The organism is Facklamia languida CCUG 37842, from assembly GCF_000245795.1.
Taxonomy (GTDB): Bacteria; Bacillota; Bacilli; order Lactobacillales; family Aerococcaceae; genus Facklamia; species Facklamia languida.
The window spans coordinates 221,490-240,132 of sequence record NZ_JH601133.1 but is presented as its reverse complement, the minus strand read 5'-3'; the positions used below and the strand labels follow the sequence as shown (position 1 = coordinate 240,132).

General features: G+C 42.4%; 14 protein-coding genes. 11 read left to right on the top strand and 3 right to left on the bottom strand.

Annotated features, from left to right (window positions below; translation table 11 throughout):
• Nucleotides 1-175 precede the first annotated feature (175 nt).
• From HMPREF9708_RS01025 to HMPREF9708_RS01000, 6 genes are all read left to right on the top strand, one after another.
• On the top strand, nt 176-2,281 hold the full coding sequence (locus tag HMPREF9708_RS01025) for a transglycosylase domain-containing protein (protein WP_006308088.1): 2,106 nt from the start codon (nt 176-178) through the stop codon (nt 2,279-2,281).
• A 106-nt stretch (nt 2,282-2,387) separates the two neighbouring features.
• Nucleotides 2,388-2,735 carry a YlbF family regulator gene (locus HMPREF9708_RS01020; protein WP_006308087.1) on the top strand — a complete coding sequence of 116 codons (348 nt, stop codon included), beginning with the start codon at nt 2,388-2,390 and terminating at the stop codon, nt 2,733-2,735.
• Nucleotides 2,736-2,837: 102 nt separating this feature from the next.
• Complete coding sequence (locus HMPREF9708_RS01015; RefSeq protein ID WP_006308086.1) at nt 2,838-4,106, top strand: metallophosphoesterase family protein; 1,269 nt, start codon at nt 2,838-2,840, stop codon at nt 4,104-4,106.
• A complete protein-coding gene (locus tag HMPREF9708_RS01010) occupies nt 4,096-6,927 on the top strand; it encodes an ATP-binding protein (RefSeq protein ID WP_006308085.1) in 2,832 nt (943 codons plus the stop codon). The genes HMPREF9708_RS01015 and HMPREF9708_RS01010 overlap by 11 nt, the downstream gene beginning before the upstream one ends.
• 2 nt (nt 6,928-6,929) lie before the next feature.
• The gene (locus HMPREF9708_RS01005; RefSeq protein WP_006308084.1) at nt 6,930-7,874 is read left to right on the top strand and encodes a 3'-5' exoribonuclease YhaM family protein; all 945 of its coding nucleotides are present in this window, start codon (nt 6,930-6,932) and stop codon (nt 7,872-7,874) included.
• Between the two features lie 11 nt (nt 7,875-7,885).
• Nucleotides 7,886-8,452, top strand: coding sequence for an SRPBCC domain-containing protein (locus tag HMPREF9708_RS01000; protein ID WP_006308083.1), 567 nt, complete (start codon nt 7,886-7,888; stop codon nt 8,450-8,452).
• Nucleotides 8,453-8,676: 224 nt separating this feature from the next.
• Here HMPREF9708_RS01000 and HMPREF9708_RS00995 read toward each other — a convergent pair whose 3' ends face one another.
• The 3 genes from HMPREF9708_RS00995 to HMPREF9708_RS00985 form a co-directional block, all read right to left on the bottom strand.
• Nucleotides 8,677-9,702, bottom strand: coding sequence for a peptidylprolyl isomerase (locus HMPREF9708_RS00995; protein WP_006308082.1), 1,026 nt, complete (start codon nt 9,700-9,702; stop codon nt 8,677-8,679).
• A 111-nt stretch (nt 9,703-9,813) separates the two neighbouring features.
• Nucleotides 9,814-10,215 (bottom strand): YtxH domain-containing protein, encoded by a 402-nt coding sequence (locus HMPREF9708_RS00990; RefSeq protein WP_006308081.1) that lies wholly within the window; start codon nt 10,213-10,215, stop codon nt 9,814-9,816.
• Nucleotides 10,216-10,223: 8 nt separating this feature from the next.
• Nucleotides 10,224-10,652: an HIT family protein gene (locus HMPREF9708_RS00985; RefSeq protein ID WP_006308080.1), complete on the bottom strand. Its 429-nt coding sequence runs from the start codon at nt 10,650-10,652 to the stop codon at nt 10,224-10,226.
• A gap of 225 nt (nt 10,653-10,877) precedes the next feature.
• Here HMPREF9708_RS00985 and HMPREF9708_RS00980 point away from each other — a divergent pair, with 225 nt between their 5' ends.
• The 5 genes from HMPREF9708_RS00980 to HMPREF9708_RS00960 all read left to right on the top strand — a co-directional run bounded on the left by HMPREF9708_RS00980 (nt 10,878) and on the right by HMPREF9708_RS00960 (nt 18,574).
• Nucleotides 10,878-11,687 (top strand): hypothetical protein, encoded by an 810-nt coding sequence (locus HMPREF9708_RS00980; protein ID WP_006308079.1) that lies wholly within the window; start codon nt 10,878-10,880, stop codon nt 11,685-11,687.
• Nucleotides 11,688-12,355: 668 nt separating this feature from the next.
• Nucleotides 12,356-13,495 (top strand): DUF6612 family protein, encoded by a 1,140-nt coding sequence (locus tag HMPREF9708_RS00975; RefSeq protein WP_006308078.1) that lies wholly within the window; start codon nt 12,356-12,358, stop codon nt 13,493-13,495.
• A gap of 189 nt (nt 13,496-13,684) precedes the next feature.
• Nucleotides 13,685-14,581 (top strand): YitT family protein, encoded by an 897-nt coding sequence (locus tag HMPREF9708_RS00970; RefSeq protein WP_006308077.1) that lies wholly within the window; start codon nt 13,685-13,687, stop codon nt 14,579-14,581.
• Nucleotides 14,582-15,030: 449 nt separating this feature from the next.
• Complete coding sequence (locus HMPREF9708_RS00965; RefSeq protein WP_006308076.1) at nt 15,031-16,770, top strand: ABC transporter ATP-binding protein; 1,740 nt, start codon at nt 15,031-15,033, stop codon at nt 16,768-16,770.
• Nucleotides 16,757-18,574, top strand: coding sequence for an ABC transporter ATP-binding protein (locus HMPREF9708_RS00960; protein ID WP_006308075.1), 1,818 nt, complete (start codon nt 16,757-16,759; stop codon nt 18,572-18,574). Before HMPREF9708_RS00965 ends, HMPREF9708_RS00960 begins: the two co-directional genes overlap by 14 nt.
• Nucleotides 18,575-18,643 lie beyond the last annotated feature (69 nt).

Below are 18,643 nucleotides of genomic sequence, written 5' to 3'. Positions count from 1 at the left end.
AAGACCAGGGTGGGTATTTACTGAATCTTTCACAAAAAGGTTATAGGAAAGTCTTAGATTTGTAGTTTAATTGAGGCAATAGCTCGCAATTTGGATACTTTTTAAGTGACGCTATCTTGGTCTCCGTTTTCGGATTAGAGAGACTGTTAAATAAAGCATATAGGGAGGGGATAGGATGACTCGAGACATTCAAAATCGAAATGACAAGCGACCGCATTATTTTAAGGGTTTGAAGAATCTATGGCGTTATTATCGAGGATGGAAGTGGTTGATTTTTTTAAGTTTGACGCTTGCTTTAATCTTATCCTCCTATTTAGTCCTAATTGCCAAGACAACCGATGTCGAGACCTTGATAAATTCTATGCAAGAAAAGACGCGAATCTATGATTACCAGGATGCTGAATCTGGTACCTTATTGGCCCAGAAAGGAACTTACATTTCCTTAGACCAAATATCGAACCCCCTCAAAACGACTGTTGTAGCGACTGAGGATAAACGGTTTTATGAACATAATGGCTTTGATGCCAAAGGGATTGGGCGCGCGCTCATTCGCTTAGTGATTAATCGCAATACTTCTGGTGGAGGAGGATCGACCCTAACCCAGCAGTTGGCTAAAAATGCCTTTCTTTCTCAAGACCAAACACTCCAGCGAAAGTTGAAAGAGTTATTTTTGGCCTTAGAACTTGAAAAAGCCTATGAAAAAGATCAGATACTGGAGATGTATCTGAATAATGCATACTTTGGTAATGGAGTTTGGGGTGTTCAAGATGCTGCTTTAAAATATTTTGGGGTGAATGCCAGTGACCTTGATTGGAATCAGAGTATGGTGCTAACGGGCATGCTGAAGGGGCCGTCTCTCTATAATCCCATTGATGACTATGATGCAGCGGTAGCTAGACGAAATGTGATCGCGGACATACTCTATCAACAAGGGATTCTCTCTCAAGCAGACCAAGTGGCACTCCAGCAAGCCCCGATTCATTTGATGGATTCCTACATTCAGACCCAACAGGGGCACGAATACCCCTTCTACTATGATGCTGTCATCAATGAGGCAAATCGATTAACCGATATTCCAGAAGCTGATTTGATGGCCAAAGGGTATAAGATCTATACTTATTTAAACCCAGCCTTTCAATCAGCTTTGAACCAATCCTACCAAGATACGGCCTATCTCTTTAATGATGATCTTACTGGAGCAAGGCCCTTGGTTCAAAGTGCATCGGCTGTTGTTGACCCCCATACAGGTGGGGTAATGGCTGTCTATGGCGCTAGAGGAGACTATACCTATCGTGGCTTTAATCGAGCGGTGGATATGTTTCGTTCTCCAGGTTCTGCAATCAAGCCTTTGGCGGTCTACCTGCCCGCTTTAGAAGCGGGTTATCGGATCCATACCATGGTGCCAGATGTGGTCCAAGAGTATGGACCCGATCATTATCGACCTGAGAATATCAATCGAACGACCGAAGCCTCAGGAGAACTCCCTCTCTATTTGGCCTTAGCACAAAGTAAGAACACATCAGCTGTTTACTTAATGGATCAATTGGGGATTGAGACTGCAGTCAAAAAGCTCAATCAATTTGGAATTGATGTTCCTTCCAAGGACCGTCAGCTTACCCTGGCCTTGGGCGCCTTTTCAACGGGGGTTTCTCCTTTACAGCTGGCCTCAGCCTATGCCACTTTTGCAAACCAGGGGGTTCGGCAGGAATCCGCCTTCATCCGCCGGATTGAAGATGCGAATGGAAAAGTTGTCTATAACCAGGGACGCCCTAGTCGTCACCTCATTATGACCCAACAGGTTGCGGCAGATATGACCAGTATGATGCTGGATACCTATGGTGGCTACGGAACAGGTTATGGCTATGGGCCAGATTATGGGCTCATTGCAGGTAAGACCGGATCTACAGAAGTACGTGATGGGTCGAACCAGACCCGTGACCGGTGGATGGTGGGCTATACGCCTGACTTTGCGATAGCGACATGGTTTGGTTTAGATGATGTTGAATCAGGCAATTTGGATGACATCATGCCGCAAGGATCCGGCCAAGTTTTCAAAGTGCAAACCAACTATTTAATGAATCAATCTGCTCAGACCCCCTTTAAAGAAACTTTTGCTTCCCAGATGACGGAGGAGACCAACCAGGGTGTTCAAGGGGCGTGGTTTGACAAGGTTCAACAGGCTGTCGGCGAATGGATGCAAGGAGCCTGGCAGTGGTTGATCCAGCAAACTCAGCCCCTTCAGGAGGCACTTGATCAGGTCGTGAAGTCTTTCGGTGGGTAAGGGATCGCCTGCTTTGAGTCATTGGATATTTTTGGGATATTCAGTGACCATCGATTGAAAAGATAGGGATAAATTGATAAGATGAAGACATAGAAAAGAGGTAATTATGACAAATATAAACATTTATGATACAGCGCATCAGTTGGAACGTGACCTACGCCAGTTACCAGCCTTTCAAAATCTTAAAGAAGCTTTAGAAGCGATTCAACAGGATGCTGAGGCCAAGGAACTTTATGAAGCGTTTCAACAGGCAACCCAGAAACTGCAGTTTTCTCAAGAAGAGCCAAGTGAGAAGATGATGGAAGACTTGCAAGCTCTTTACGGAAAGGTCACTGAGAATCCGATCCTCAAAAAGTTAATGGAGAATGAACAGCAATTGAGTCTTATGATGGAGGAAATCAATCAAATTATTGCCAAGCCTCTCCAAGAAATCTATCAAATGCCAAGTAATTAAACGATTCATATTTGACAACTGGAAGTTCACCGAGTTCAAACTGAAACGGACTGACTTTCAGTTGTTTTTTAGACAAAAATCAAGAAAAGAAAGGGGAATTCTATGCGGTTTATGCATTTTGCCGATTTACACCTGGATAGTCCCTTTGTTGGCTTAACCAAATCATACCCTCGTTTACAGGAAAGTCTGGTGAATGCCCCATTTAAAGCCTTTAAGGATGGTGTATCGATTGCCATTAAAGAAGCGGTGGATGTGGTGGTCATAGTGGGGGATATTTATGATGCTTCTAAGCAAACGATTTATGCGCAACATTTCTTTATGCAACAATTAAAACGTTTGGCAAGTGCTGAGATTCCAGTGGTTATTTGCCATGGAAACCATGACTATCTGGCAGAAGACCGAATCATCTTGAATTACCCTGATAATGTCTACTTGTTTAAAGATGAAGAGGTTGACTATGTAGATCTTACGCTTTCGGATCAAACGACCTGCCGTTTTTATGGATTCTCCTATACTCAGCGCTGGATTAACGAGCGGAAAATTCAAGCTTTTCCAATTAATCCCCAGCAGACAACCTATACAATTGGCCTCTATCATGGGTCTCAAGAAGGGCTGGATCAAGAAGCGGGCCACTATGCGCCATTTTCAATCCAGGAAATGTTGGCTAAACATTATGATTATTGGGCTTTAGGCCATATTCACCAAGATTTGGAACTCAATCACTATCCATTAATTCGCTATGCTGGAACCATTCAGGGCCGTAATCGGTTGGAATTGGGGCCAAAAGGTGCTTATTTAGTCGAAATGACTTCCAATCAGATTGACAGTCATTTTATTTCATTGGCACCCATTATTTGGCAAGAAGCAATTATTGACTGTCAGGCGGATTGGCAAGCACATGATCTTGTTGAAGAAATTCAAGACTTACTGGATAATTTTCAATCTGAGGCTCAGCAAGGCCACTATTCGATCATGTTAACTTTACGCTTAAAGAACGCCCAAAGACTAGATCAAACCTTACAAGATCAGATTGAGAAGCGAGAATTGGACGCTGTCTTACCGGAGCCTGATCCTGCTGATTACTTTGTTGCTTTAATTCGAATTCAATTAGACCGGCAAATGGTTCTACAAGCTTTTGAGTATGACCAAACCCTTAAGCAAAGTTTTAAGGAAGCGATGGTTAAACTGAGTCAAGAGGAGACTTATCAAACGATCTTAGCTGACTTTTTTAATCATGACAAGGTCCGTCAATGGTTGCCTGATTTAGGTGAGGATGCTGATATGAAGGCTGGTTTAATAGATCAGGCCCAAGACTTAATGGTTCAGGCGATTGGTTTTGATTATAAGGAGTCGGATGAAAATGAAGATTAGAGAGCTTGACATTTATGGTTACGGAAAGTGGATCAATCAGCGCTTCGAATTGGATGATCATCTGCAAGTTATAACAGGACAGAATGAAGCCGGTAAATCCACCCTGCAGTCTTTTATTCGGAGTATATTATTTGGCTTTCCTTCTAAACGGCGTCGTATTCAACAGATCAACCGCTATGAGCCACGTCATGCGGAGGTCTATGGTGGAAGAATTCTTCTTGAAAAAACAGCTCTCGGGGATGTCTGGGTAGAGCGAACAAACAAAGGCCTGCATGTCACTACCCGTCAGGGAGATCCCTTAGCTGATAATAGCTTAGACCAGATCTTAGGCGGCTTAGATGAACAGTTATTTGATTCCTTCTATGCTTTCTCTTTGCAGAATCTTCAGGAGCTGGCGAATATTGATGCGGACCGTTTGAGTGATTATTTTCTATCGATTGGGACGATCGGGTCGGAGAAGTTTTTGGCGGTGGCGAAGGCTTTCGATAAGGAAGCAGAAGCGCTCTTTAAGTCTAAGGGCAAGAAGCCCCCTCTGAACCAACTGCTTGAAGACCATGACCAAAGTCAGCAAGCTCGTCTTCAGCTTAGAAATAAGATGAGTGAATATAATCAACTGCTTGCGCAACAACAAGTCGAACTTCAAGCGATTCAGGATCTACATGGAGAGGTCGGCCAGCTTGAAGAATCTTTGCGCCAAGTCGACAAGTTGATGGGGCGCTATGATGTCTTCTTGAAGGACCAGGCTGCGCAGAGGGAGTTACAGCGATTAACCTATACTGAGATGCCTAAGGATTTGCCTGATCAATTGAAGGCCCTAGTAGCCGCTCAAAAAGTCAACCAAGGTCGCATCGAGCAAATGCAAGAACGCATCCAGACGCTGAACCAGGAAATGACGGCCTTAACCCGGTTAAATTGGGCGCGTAACCATGAGGCTCAGAGACGGCAGTGGTTAAGTGCAACCCGACACATCAAGGAAGTTCAGTCTCGCTTAGAACTGGTTCTAGAGCGAATTCAAGAGCAAACACAACAATTAGCCCGCATGGCCCAGGAAGGCCAGTTTTATCCGGATAAGGTCCTAGAATTAGAACGTTTTGACCAGCAGTTAACCCAGGGTTACGAACTTCAAGCTCAATTGGAAGATTTGCAAGGTCAGGCAGATTCATTGAAGGCTCAAAGAAAGGTTTTCTTAGATCAAAGAAGGGAGTTACAAACTTATTCAGCAACGGTTCGCCAACAATATGCAAAATTAGAAAACCAACGTTTGAATGAGGAAGAAGTCTTAATCCAAGCGACCCGGCTGAATCACTACCTTCCTGCTTTAATTGCGATCGTAATAGCGGGGGCTGTTGGATTATTTTATTACTTTAATCAAGCGGCGGATCTATATAAATGGATTGCGATTATACTAGGGGGACTAGGAGGTCTAGGAAGCCTCTATGTCTTCTGGCATCACCGTCAACACCACCTGCACTTTCGGCGAAGTCCAGTTGTTGATAAGATGGCCGAATTATCAGCCAAAGATAAGGATTATCAGGCGCGTAGCATGGATTTAGGGGTTGATATTAATCAGCGAGAAGCGAGCCTGAGACAGGTGAATCAAGCAATTGAAGCACAAAAACAAGACTTACAACGCTGGCTCGTGTCAATTGGCTTCTATCCTACTGCCGATGCTGAATTCATTCTTAAGTCAAACCCCATAAAATCTTATAAAGAAACATTTAACATCCGTCAGCAATATGAAGATGAGCGCAATCAGTTAAATGTAGAGATTATTAATTGGCGCCATCAAATTGCCCCCTTGCTTGAGCGATTTCCATTTGATGACACGATGGTCCGGCCTTTAATCCGCCACATAGAAGAAGTGGAGGTTAGTTTGGCCCGGCAGAGCGAACGTGGCCAAGCAATGGAGGAAAGGATTCAGCATGCTCGTGATGTAATGGAACAAGCACAAGCAGAAATTAAAATCCAGCAGAATCAGATCGATCAGATCTACCAACAAACGAATGCGGTCGACGAATTAGACTTTACGCAGAAAGTTCAAATGAATCAAAGAATTCAAGAGCTCAATGAGAAGCGTAGTCTCTATGCCGATCAGCTAGCGGGTTATGAGGAAGAGTTGGAGACGATTGAGAGTAAACATGCTCTCGTGAGCGCCTACCAAGACCTTGAAGTGAAACTCTCACAGACCAAGGACCGTCTGCAACCTCATCAATACCAACGCGCCAATATCGAAGTGGCTTTAAATCACCTGGAGCAAGATGGTTCCTATCAGGTCTTAGATCAAAAAATTGCGAATCAACGCGCTGAAATCATTGATTATTTTAGCGAATATGCGACTCGAAAGTTAGCCACTGAGTTGATCTATCAGACCCTTCGGCATGGGATGGATAATCCTCTTCCCGAAATGAACCGGATGGCTAATTCAATCTTTTCGGACTTGACCTATGGCCGTTATGACAAGATTAAGTTAAACAAGTCTGGGCTTAAAGTCCAACATTGTTCAGATGTTTTATTTGAACCCCATGAGCTTTCACAGGGAACTCTAGAGCAACTCTATGTTGCCCTGAGACTCGCTTTTATCGTCAATGCATCCAGCATGGTGAAGATGCCAATTTTAATCGATGATGCCTTTGTTAACTTTGATGAACTGCGTAAAAAAAGTATGTACCAGGTGTTAACTAAGTTTTCGAAAGACTATCAAATTTTATTTTTCACCTTTGACCCTCAAGTTCAAGAGATGATGGCGATTGATCAAGTGATTGAGTTAGAGGACTATCAAAGTGATGAAGAGGAAATGCCTGCAGTGAGTAAGGAGGAATGAGCATGACAAAGTTATTTGACTATGATGAAGGGGAAGCTTTTGGAATTTATGTTTTGATTAAAGCAGCTGATGTGAGAATTGCTAGAAATGGTAATCCTTTCATTGCCTTTCGTTTTCAAGACCAATCCGGTGCAATGGATGGCATGTACTGGTCGGCGAGTGAAGAAGAAGTGGCAAAATTTCAAGTTGGCAAAGTGGTCTTTTTAAGAGGGGAACGGGATAATTATCAAGGTAGCCCACAAGTTAAGATCAAGGCGATTCGATTGGCTGAAGCGGGTGAACCAGATGACCCCAGCCTATATGTGGAACGGATTCCTTTCAAAGTAGAAGATCTGAAGGAAGAGCTAAATGATGCCCTCTTTGAAATTCATGAGCCAACCATTAATCGGATTGTCCGGAAGATCTTGAGTGACCATGAAGCGGCCTTTTATTCTTATCCAGCTGCTAAACGCAACCACCATGCTTTAGCAGGAGGACTCGCCTTTCACACAGTCTCCATGTTGAGAATTGCCCGCAGTCTGATTAAAATATACCCCGATTTAAATCCATCCTTGCTCTTGGGCGGATTGATCCTACATGATATTGGTAAAACGATTGAATTATCCGGTGTGATTGCGACTGAATATACCTTAAAAGGCAAAATGTTAGGCCACATTGTAATCATGAGTGAAATGATTGACCAAGCCAGTGTCAAAATTGGGATCGATCCAGAAAGTGAGCCTGTGGTCCTTTTGAAGCACATGGTCTTAGCCCATCATGGCAAGTTAGAATTTGGAAGCCCGGTAACACCTAAATTGATTGAGGCAGAAGTTCTACACCAAATTGATAATCTAGATGCCACAATCAATATGATATCCGGAGCTTTAGATAAGACGAGCCCTGGTGAAGAGAGTGCTCAAATTTATCCTTTGGATCGGCGCGCATTTTATAAACCCCGCTTTAAATAAGGAGGGATCCAATGAACGAAGAAAGAAATTCAAAGCATGATCAAGAGCCAACCTGTCACCATGGAGAAGGTTGTCAATGTGGTCATCATCATGAAAATTTATTGGAGGACCTTTCACCAGACCTAGGTTTAGATTGGACCTTCCAAGGTGAGATCGAAGCCTCCTTGGAAGAAGTATGGAGACATTTGACGGATAATGATTGCTTACAGCGCTGGCAGAAAAAGTTAAGGATCAAAGACTTAAGACCAGGGGGGCACTTGATTATTGACGGACATCCGGTACTCATCACGGATGTCACCAGTCCTCACTTACTGGCCTTCCTGCAAGGAGAAGATATGGTCAGTCTGGAATTTCAACCAGGGGAGGGGTCAAAGACCTGCTTTAACTTAAATTACTGGATGGCTGATTCACAGGCAGCTGTTATTGATAAATTAAGTCCTTGGTTGATTCTTCTAACGCAATTAGAATCTTTCTTGCAGACAGGATCAACTGAATGCGATCCTATAAGACAAGCTGAAATCATTGAATCTTTAAAATCCTTGTTTGACCAACCAAGCCATCAAACCTTTGATTGGTAACAGGAGAGATTGAGTCATCTCCTAAAACCACTCTCAATCTAGTTATTATGCAAGTGCATGCTGGTTGATTAAAGTTGTGAAAGAATAAAACAAACACCGAATGCGAAATCACTGGTAGGGGCAAGCCCCAATGATTCGACATTCGGTGTCTTTTGTTTTTTGATTTATATTAAGACCTATTCATCATCTCTTGGTTGATGAGCAATTAAGAAGGAGATCATTGATTATTCAGCAGGTTCTGCTTCTTGATCCGCTTGTTCTTCGGCACTTGTTTCAGCCTGTTCGTCTTCACCTTCTTGAGCTTGATCTTTTTCTTCTTCAGCCGCTTCTTTTGGTTCATCTTTTTGCTCAGCTAGTGCAATGAGGTCTTCCACAGCGGCGTTAAGGTCTTTATCGTTAATTTTAACATCTGCTTCTTTAATTAATTGTCCGACAATTTTATGGGTGAAGTCAGAATCAGAGAATTTACTTTGCTTATAGGCTTCCACTACTTGATCATGGATTTTATCAAGCGGTTGTTTCTCGCCATTATTCAAAGTCTTGATGACATGGTAGCCAAATTCAGATTTGACAGGATCTTGAGTCATTTCACCATTCTTTAAGGATTTGACTGCTTCTTCAAATTCAGGCACCATTTGCCCCGTTGTAAAGGGTGAAAGTAAGCCGCCATTTGAAGCACTGCCATCTTTGGACACTTCTTTAGCCACTGCATCAAATTCTTCACCATTATTGATACGTTCAATCACTTGCTTAGCTTCTTCTTCCGTATCCACTAGAATATGTTGAGCTTCCATATTAGGTTGGTAATCGTTCTCGTAATACTCCTGGATGACTTCATCTGTAATCTCTAGTCGTGCTTCGACTAGTTCTTGCAGCATATCCCGAATAAAAATTTGATATTTGTATTGTTCGATTGTTCCTAACTTTTGATAAGCTAAGAATTGATTGAACATCTCCTCGCCGCCTAATTCGTCAATTTGAGTTTGAACTTCTTCATCTGCTTGTTTTTGAATGGCTTCAACATCTTTGACATTCGCCTTCAAGACTTCTTCGATGATCATTGCGCGCAGTGCGGTTAGACCATACTGTTCCTTCATATCTTCATAAAGGTCTGCTGCAGTAATTTCAGTGCCATTAACAGTCGCAATGGTGCCTTCTTGAGCTGAAGCCGAAAGGGTAGTTAGGCCAGGAGCTCCAACTAAAGTGAGGCTGGCTGCTGTAATGAGTAGACGACGAATTGATTTCTTCATTATAATCATTCACTCCTATAAATAAGTACTAAATTTGCAAAATCTGCATAATCTTATCTTAACACTTAATGGTTTAAAATGGATAAGATGCTAATAAAAATAACAAAAAGATCATATTTGACTATCATTTTTTGCCTTTTGTTTTAGAGAAGGTGGAAGGGTGTTCACAACTTGGTCCATCTCTTGGTCTAAGTCTTCTTGTAAGTTGGCAATGCGCTGATTAATTCGCCGTAGGCGTGGACTATTCTCTTCTTTAAAGTGGTCAAGACTGTCCTCAACAGCTGCGATGGCTGTTTGGATACTGGTGGCACCTTCAGTGGAAAGACGCTGGAGCGATTGCGAGAGGTTATTCACCTTATAGCGCACGTCATTGACGTCCTGGGTGGTTCGATCAATTTTTTCTTTTAAGAGTTGGCGGGTTTGGTAGCCTGGGCGCTTAGCATTCATGAGTCCAGCTAAGGCTCCCAGAGCTAGGCCGGTGATGAGCCCTTGGCTAAATGAATTCTTAGACATGCGATCACCTACCCTTTAATGGCTTGATGGATCTGACGCGCCCGCTCTTGGAATTCCTCTTGACTATATTCTTTGGAATGATCTTCAAATTTTACTTGGAAACCTTCCTTTTCTTGATAACGCGGGATGAGGTGGATGTGTGAATGGAAGACTGACTGGTATGCGACTGCCCGATTATTATTTAAGATATTTAAGCCTTTGACATTGGGTAACCCTTCCTCAATGGCTCGGGCGATCTTGGGTAAGCGTGAAAATACCTCTCCTGCCAGTTCAGAATCATATTCAAAGATATCGGTGACATGTTTTTTGGGGATTAAGAGGGTGTGGCCGGGTGTCACTTGTGTTAGGTCAAGAAAAGCTAAAACGCGGTCATCTTCATAGACCTTCGCACAAGGGATTTCACCGTTGATGATTTTGCAGAAAATACAGTCTGTCATACGATCACTCCTTATTCAATCAATAAAGTAAGCTTACCATACTTTGAGCCATTTACCACTTGAACCGCTTCTTTTAGTTGGTGTTCACAGAAAATTCATAAGATTGTCGTATTCCTAGCTAGAATTCATTAATATTTCTAGTTAATCTCACGTTAAATGATGGGAGAGTATGATATAATTTTCCTATTAGAACATTTACAGTCTCTGCATGGGAGGAGGGATATCATGGCAAAATATCGAGATAATCTGGTCAAGTCATTAATAAAAAGGCGTCTACTTCACTGGTTAGCTTTAGGAGGAATGGTGGTCTATCCATTCATTCCGGCTACTTCATTTGTACATGGACAAGATTTGAGTGGGACGAATGAAGAAAGTGTAACGACTGAGGCTGAACTTTCCGATGAATCCACAAGTGAGATAGAATCTGAGACGACGGTCGAAGACCAAACAACCATCCAAGAGGACCAGCTGATCGATTCACAAGCTTTTATGAGCCTTTTGCCTTATACCCACTACATGAATTATCAATACAGTGGGGATGGCAGCCAATTCACTCGAAAAGATATTATCATGGAATTTATGCCAGATAACCAGGGGATCTTCCAAGTAGCAGAATTTAGTGATCATAATGCAACGGCTTATATCTACCAGATTAGGTCAGATGGGCTCTATGAATTAGCCCGCTTTGATCACTATGACCGGGTAGAAGATATGCGGTACAGCCAGGACGCAAGTGATGATCTCACTTCTTTAATTCTTCCGGCTCATCTTACCCCAGGGACGGTCTATCAATCAGGCTACCAAAAGGAAAAGGAAGCCAAGGTTGTCGGGAGTGTCCAGTCGGTGACGATCGGTGAGAGTCATTATCAAAATGTCCTGGTTATCGAAGTCATCGATGCGAGCTTACCAGACCAAGGTCTATTGCGCTATTATTTAGCGGACCAATATGGGATCATCTTGGTTGAACAAGAGTTACCGAATGGATCAAAATCAAATATGATGTACTTAAATACAGTTCAAGGCCCACTTTTTTAGAGGAGTGTCTTGAAGAGTGGAAAGGGTGGACAAAGTCCACTCTTTTTAGTTTACCTCTAATAGCAGAGCTGGTGAAAATTTTCATACGAGCAAAAAATGAAAGTCTATGAAAATAAGGGCAATATTTTCGTAAAAAGAAAGCAGTTGACAGATTAAGTCAGACCGAATCGAATTGAAGTTGTTCTAAATCAAGATTCCTTACTCAAACAGCTATGTAGACCTGTTCTCGCCTCGACAATGCATTAGATTTTCAGGCGAATTTTTTGTAAAAAAAGGATTGATTACTGGGATGATAAGTGATATATTATGAATGTAATGAAAGTTTGAAAATAACTTTCATATAGAATCATAGGAGGGATAATGATGGAAAAATTCAAACAAGCTTTTGCAGGTGTATTCGTTATCGCAATGACAGGTTTAGTAAGCCTAGTAGTGCTTCTAGGTTAATTTCGGGCGTATCCCCTCTATTAAATAATAGAATGAATCATTTTGAGACAGCTCCCATCCGGGGCTGTCTTTTTCTGGTTTAAATCGGGTAAAGCAAAACATTTTACAGCGAAAAGGCTTTCGATTATACTGACCTTAGTTATTGATAATTCGCTTTTAAATTCAATAACATAAGTTGTGTCGATCCTAACATTTAGTATCTGAAACAAAGGAGGAAAACCATGAAGAAATTCAAAAAACTATTAGTCGCAGGTCTGGCCCTTTCCTTAGCTTGGGCAAACCCCGTGATCTATGCGCAAGATGATCAGACGACTGTTGAAGAATCAGCTGAAACCGAACAAGCTCCGATGGATAGTCAAGATCTAGATCTCTTTAATCAAATTTTTGAAGCTAATAAGGAATTTTCAAAGATCGAAGGGGAAATGAATGTTGACCTTACCTTGACGAACGTACAGCAATCGCAAGAAGCACCAGTAAAGGTATCCGGTACTTACCAAATTCAGCAATCACCATTTGCTGGCTATTTTGATATTGATGTTCAAAATGAGAACGGGGAAGTGCAGGAGGTTCAAGTAACCATCGTTGATGGTTATGCCTATATCTTCTCACAAGATAAGTGGACTGTACAAAAGATGGAAGTGGATGAGGCTGTTCAAGAAGCCAATAATGCGAGCTCGCTTGAGTACTCACAGAAACTCTTTGAACAAGCAGGAAACCTGGAAGAAGCAGAAAGCGGCTATCAAATTCACTATGACTTCACCAAAGACCTAACCGGACTCTTTGAAGGGATCGATTTGAAGCAAAAGATTCTGGAAGAGTTCGAAAAGAATGCTGGGAAGTACGAAGATTCCTTAGGGCAGACACCTGAGCAGTTACAAACTTTAATGACCCAAGTTGAATACTTCTTAGAGATGGTCGATGTTAACAAGTTAATTTCCGATGTGATGGGGGCGCTTGGTCAAGTGAACCTGACTTATAATAAGGATTCACTTAAGTTGTCAGACGTTGAACTTGTAACCAATTTCTCAGCTAGAGAGATCTTTAGTGAATTGATTGAACCTATAGAAGGATTGTCAGGACAATCCATTACTCAAGACCAAGACATATTGGTTGATCTTAACTTATCACTTAAGGTGAATCAGTATGATGGAGACTTTACGATCACTAAACCGGAAGACGCTCCGACCTATGAAGAATATCAAGAACAGAATCCTAATCAAGGGACTGAATTCCAAGGAACTGAATCCATGGATCAGGAGAGTCTTGAGTCTCAGGAGAGTCTTGAGTCTTTAGAAGGAGAACTTGAGTCCCTAGAACAAGATCTTGAACAATTTGAGGAGACTGAAGAGTCAGCAGAATAAAAAGAACATTTAAAAAATTAAAGTTTCTAAAAGAGAAAACTCACCCTCTATTTGGGTGAGTTTTTTTATGACGGCCGATTGACTCTAAAGGAGTCATAATCCCATGATATTTAAGTGAGAATGCATTCCTTTATTTACAATCTTAAAGAAGAACGCTTATAATAGGTCGAGAGGAAGGAGTGTCTGCAAATGAAAAAAATAATGGCTTATTTTGACTTAAATCCTGCTAGTCTATTGTATTCGATTTTCTTGATGACCTTGGGCTGTGTGGTTTATGCTTTTGGTGTGAATTATTTCCTGTTGCCTAACCACTTTGGGAATGGGGGCGTGACGGGGATTGCCATGTTAGTCTACTATTTATTTGGCGTTGCAACTGGAACGACCAACTTTATCGTCAATGCGATCCTACTAGTGGTTGGTTGGAAATTTTTGGGGCGGCGAACCTTGCTTTTGACAGTCTATGCCAGTACCTGCCTCAGCGTCTGTCTCAACATTGTGAAGCCGGTACCCTATGAGGCAACAAATATCATAATTCCAGCAGTTGCGGGAGGGGTCTTATTAGGTTTAGGGATTGGATTGGTGATCCGCGGAAATGGGACCACAGCTGGGACGGATATTGTGGCGATGATTATGCAGAAATTTTTCGGTCTGAGCTTTTCTGTCGGACTTTTGATGTGTGATATGCTGGTTATTTTGGCCTCTAGCTTTATTATTGGAGTCGATATGACCATTGTAACGATTATGATGATGTTTATTGCCAGCCAAACCATTTCCTTGATAACGGATGGTTTTAATCGGAAGAAGTCTGTGATGATTTTCTCTGAAAAACAAGAAGAAATTGCTGAATGTGTTGTGCGTGACATGGTGCGAGGCATTACAATCTTGAAGGGCTATGGCTATTATACTAAGAAAGATCGGGAGGTCTTATTGGTCATTGTCAACCGTAATCAAATTGTCCCACTCCAACGCTTGGTTACTCAGATTGATCCTAAAGCTTTTGTTACGATCACGGAAGTTCAGCAAGTGATTGGTGAAGGCTTTACCTTCTTCTCTTATGCCAGTCCGCATAAGAAGTTTTACCAATAGGCTTGAACTAGTTACGGCCTGAAAAACATTTGACGGTCAAAGGACATCTGAAGCAATTGTTTTAAAAAAGTTAAAAGAATCATATACACCGTATGTTCCATCGAAGGAAGTTTCTCACAAGCGAAGGCCTGTTGCAGGGGCCACATTAGCTAATAGCTTGGTGGTAAGATGCCAAGCATTACCTACTGAGCCGTAAACTTTCTAGCGATTGAATAGGCGGTGTTTTTTTTGTGGCTTGATCAGGTATTTGAAGAGTCCGTTCTGGCTCACTATTGTCTCGCAAGAGATCCTGCACCTTGTTTCTAGAAGGTGTGCTGTTTATCCTACTTATTGGAACGGACCGATCATTTAAGCTGAGCTCGGGTTAGGTCAGAGTAGGGCAAGCGCGAACCTTGCAATCTATTTTTTAATTACGTAAGATGATTTGGTAAGTGAAAGGGAGGGTGTTCATGGACTATATTTGGAATTATTTAAAACGCTATCCAGGTGAATTGATGGCGGTTATTATTTCGACCATGGTAACGTGTATTTCAATACTCGGGATGCCGAGTATGTTGGCACAAATGATTGATAAGGCGATTGTCGTCAATCAAATGGCGAATGCCTGGCCCTATGTCTGGGGGATGGCAATTTTTACAGTTTTGGGCTTTATTTCACGTGTCATTCGGATGTATATGACTAGTCGAGTTGTAAACAATATGACCATGGAGATTCGCAATGATATCTATTGTAAGATGTTGACTCTCTCGCATCATGAATTTCAGGAGTTTGGTGTTCCATCTCTGACGAATCGCATTACAACGGATGCTTTTGTGATTCTACAGTTCACTGAGATGCTATTGAAGCAAGGGATGATGGGGCCGGTCATGATGATCTTTGCTGTCTTTATGATCTTGAGTATTGCTCCACACTTAGGAATACGTGTCCTTCCAGCTGTCTTCGTCATTGTGATTGCGGTAATGATCACAGCCAAAGTCACGCATTCCATGTCGCAACGGCAACAGGGATTTTTGGATAAGTTAAATCGTATTTTACGCGAGTCGATTACTGGAATGCGGGTCATCCGAGCCTTTAATCGGGAAGACTTTCAGAATAGTCGGTTCCTGGATGTTAACCAGGACTACCGTCAGATCACTGGGAACTTGTTCAAGGTCTTGGCTGCCTCGCCTTCGATTTTTTCCTTTGTCCTGAATTTGTCCATTGCGATCATTATTTATCTTGGAGCGCAGATGATTGAAGTGGGAGACCTTCAGGTTGGGACTTTGGCGGCTTTTATCGAATATATTTTTCATGGGCTCTTCTCGCTTCTGATTTTTGCTAATATCTTTATGATGTATCCACGGGCCTCCGTATCAGCTGGTCGGCTTAGGGAAGTAAAAGAGACGCCTATTACAGTTAAGAACCCTGATCAACCTCGCAGGAATGAATCCCTACAAGGAACCTTAGAATTTAGAAATGTAGACTTCATCTACCCGGATGCAGACCAACCTGTTTTGCGAAATATTTCTTTTACATCCAAACCGGGTCAGACAACGGCCTTTATTGGGTCAACTGGATCAGGCAAATCAACGATTATTAAGCTGATTCCTCGCTTTTATGACGTGTCAAGGGGCCAAATACTGGTTGATGGAATCGATATTCGGGACTATGACTTGGATGATCTAAGATCAATGATTGGTTTTACCCCTCAAAAGGCCTTGCTATTTAAGGGGAAGATCTCAGACAATTTGCGTTACGGAAAGCAGGATGCTGACCTTGATGAGTTAATCCACGCCAGTCTTATTTCCCAGGCCCATGAATTCGTCTCTGAGATGGACCAGGGTTATGACTCTGACTTGACTGAAAAGGCAAGTAATCTCTCTGGTGGGCAAAAACAACGATTGTCGATCGCGCGCTCGATCGTAGCGGATCGTCAAATCTATATCTTTGATGATTCCTTCTCGGCGCTTGACTATCAAACAGATGCGAAGCTTCGTGCTTCATTGAAAGAAGAAACTCAGAATGCAACGACCTTGATTGTAGCGCAGAGGGTTGGGACGATTATGCATGCGGACCAAATTATCGTTCTAGACCAAGGTCGAATTGAAGCAATTGGGACGCATCGCGACCTATTAAAGACATCACCTATTTATTATCAAATTGCATCATCGCAATTGAGTGAGGAGGAATTACTGCATGGACAAGCCTAAAATAACCAAAGATCGGAGTCAGATTCTTCAGCGGTTATGGCACTATATGAAGCCTTATAAATGGCAATTCTTCCTTTCAATGTTGACAACGGTTTTGATGATGGCCGCTTCTTCTGTTGAGCCTTTTATTTTCGGCTTGGCCATCACCAAGTTAAGTCAAAACGTGATCGACATGGCCAAGGGTGTTCCCGGAGCGGGGATTGATCTGATATATATTCGGAATGTCATGATCATCTACTTTCTACGGGGGACCTGCTATTATGTGAATAACTATTTGAGTCAATTTTTTATAACGAATGTTGTCCAAAATACTATTTTTGACCTTCGTGCGGACTTATCCGACAAGTTAAACCGATTACCTGTCTCCTATTTTGATAGCCAGGAAACTGGGGATATCTTATCCAAAATTACTAATGATGTGGATACCATCTCCAATGCCATGCAGCAATCCTTTGTGCAACTCGTCAATGGGGTCCTGGGGATTAGCTTTGCTTTAATCATGATGTTTTGGATTGATTGGCAATTGGCTCTCCTAGTGGTCTTCATGATGCCGATCTCTTATCTATTTGCCCGAGTGATTTTGCGCAAGTCACAACCTTATTTCAATCAACAGTCCCATGCTTTAGGCCACTTGTTTGGCTATGCCCAAGAGCAATTATCAGGCTTTACTGAAATCAAGGTGTTTGGGATGCAGGAAGAATCGGTGGCTGAATTTAAGGCTCGTAATCAAAAGTTAAGGGATGCCGGTTTTAAGGCGAGCTTTATTTCTTCCTTGATGATGCCTTTTATGGTACTTGTGTCGGATTCTGTCTATTTAATTATGGCGCTTGCGGGCCTTTTCAAAGTCTTTGCTGGTCAGTTAGCTGTGGGGAATTTATCGGCTTTTGTCTCTTATGTTTATCAGATTAACCAGCCAATTCAGATGATTTCACAATTATCGAGCATCATTCAATCGGCATTCTCCTCTTCCTACCGTGTCTTTGGTTTGCTGGACGAGCCTGAAGAAATTGGGCAAGAAACGAGTGGACTCTTACCTCAACCGGTTAAAGGATCAGTCGAGTTTCGTCATGTAGGATTCGGCTATGATCCCAACCAACCCCTAATGAAAGATATTTCTTTTAAGGTGCAACCCGGGGAGATGGTAGCGGTGGTCGGGCCGACAGGAGCTGGGAAGACCACTCTCATCAATCTACTCATGCGGTTTTATGATGTGGATCAAGGGGCGATTCTCCTAGACGGGGTGGACATTCGATCGATTTCCAGACAGGAGTTAAGGAAGCACTTTGGAATGGTGCTCCAGGATGCCTGGCTCTATACGGATACTGTTTTAGAAAACTTGCGTTTTGGTGACTTAACAGCTCAAGATTACCAGGTTTATGAAGCAGCGGAGATTGCAAACGTTGACCACTTTATCCGAACCTTACCCAATGGCTATCAGATGGCTATTAATGAGGAGGCATCGAATATCTCCTTAGGTCAAAAGCAACTCATGACGATTGCACGGGCTGTCCTTTCGGATCCGAACATCTTGATATTGGATGAAGCGACCTCTTCGGTGGATACTCTGCTTGAAAAGCTAATTCAAGAAGCGATGGATAAAGTAATGGCCGGGCGAACAACCTTTGTCATTGCCCATCGTCTATCAACGATTCGTAATGCCGATATGATTCTAGTTATGAAGGATGGCAACATTATTGAACAAGGAACCCATGATCAGCTGGTTTGCGCGGGAGGTTTCTATGCAGACCTCTATCAGAGTCAATTTAATGACCAAGAACCGGTTGACCTGCATATGTCCTATTAATTTATATTGAAAGGTTGGATGGGAATTCCGGCTTATCCAACAACTGGGTTTACGGAAGCTTGCTTTACA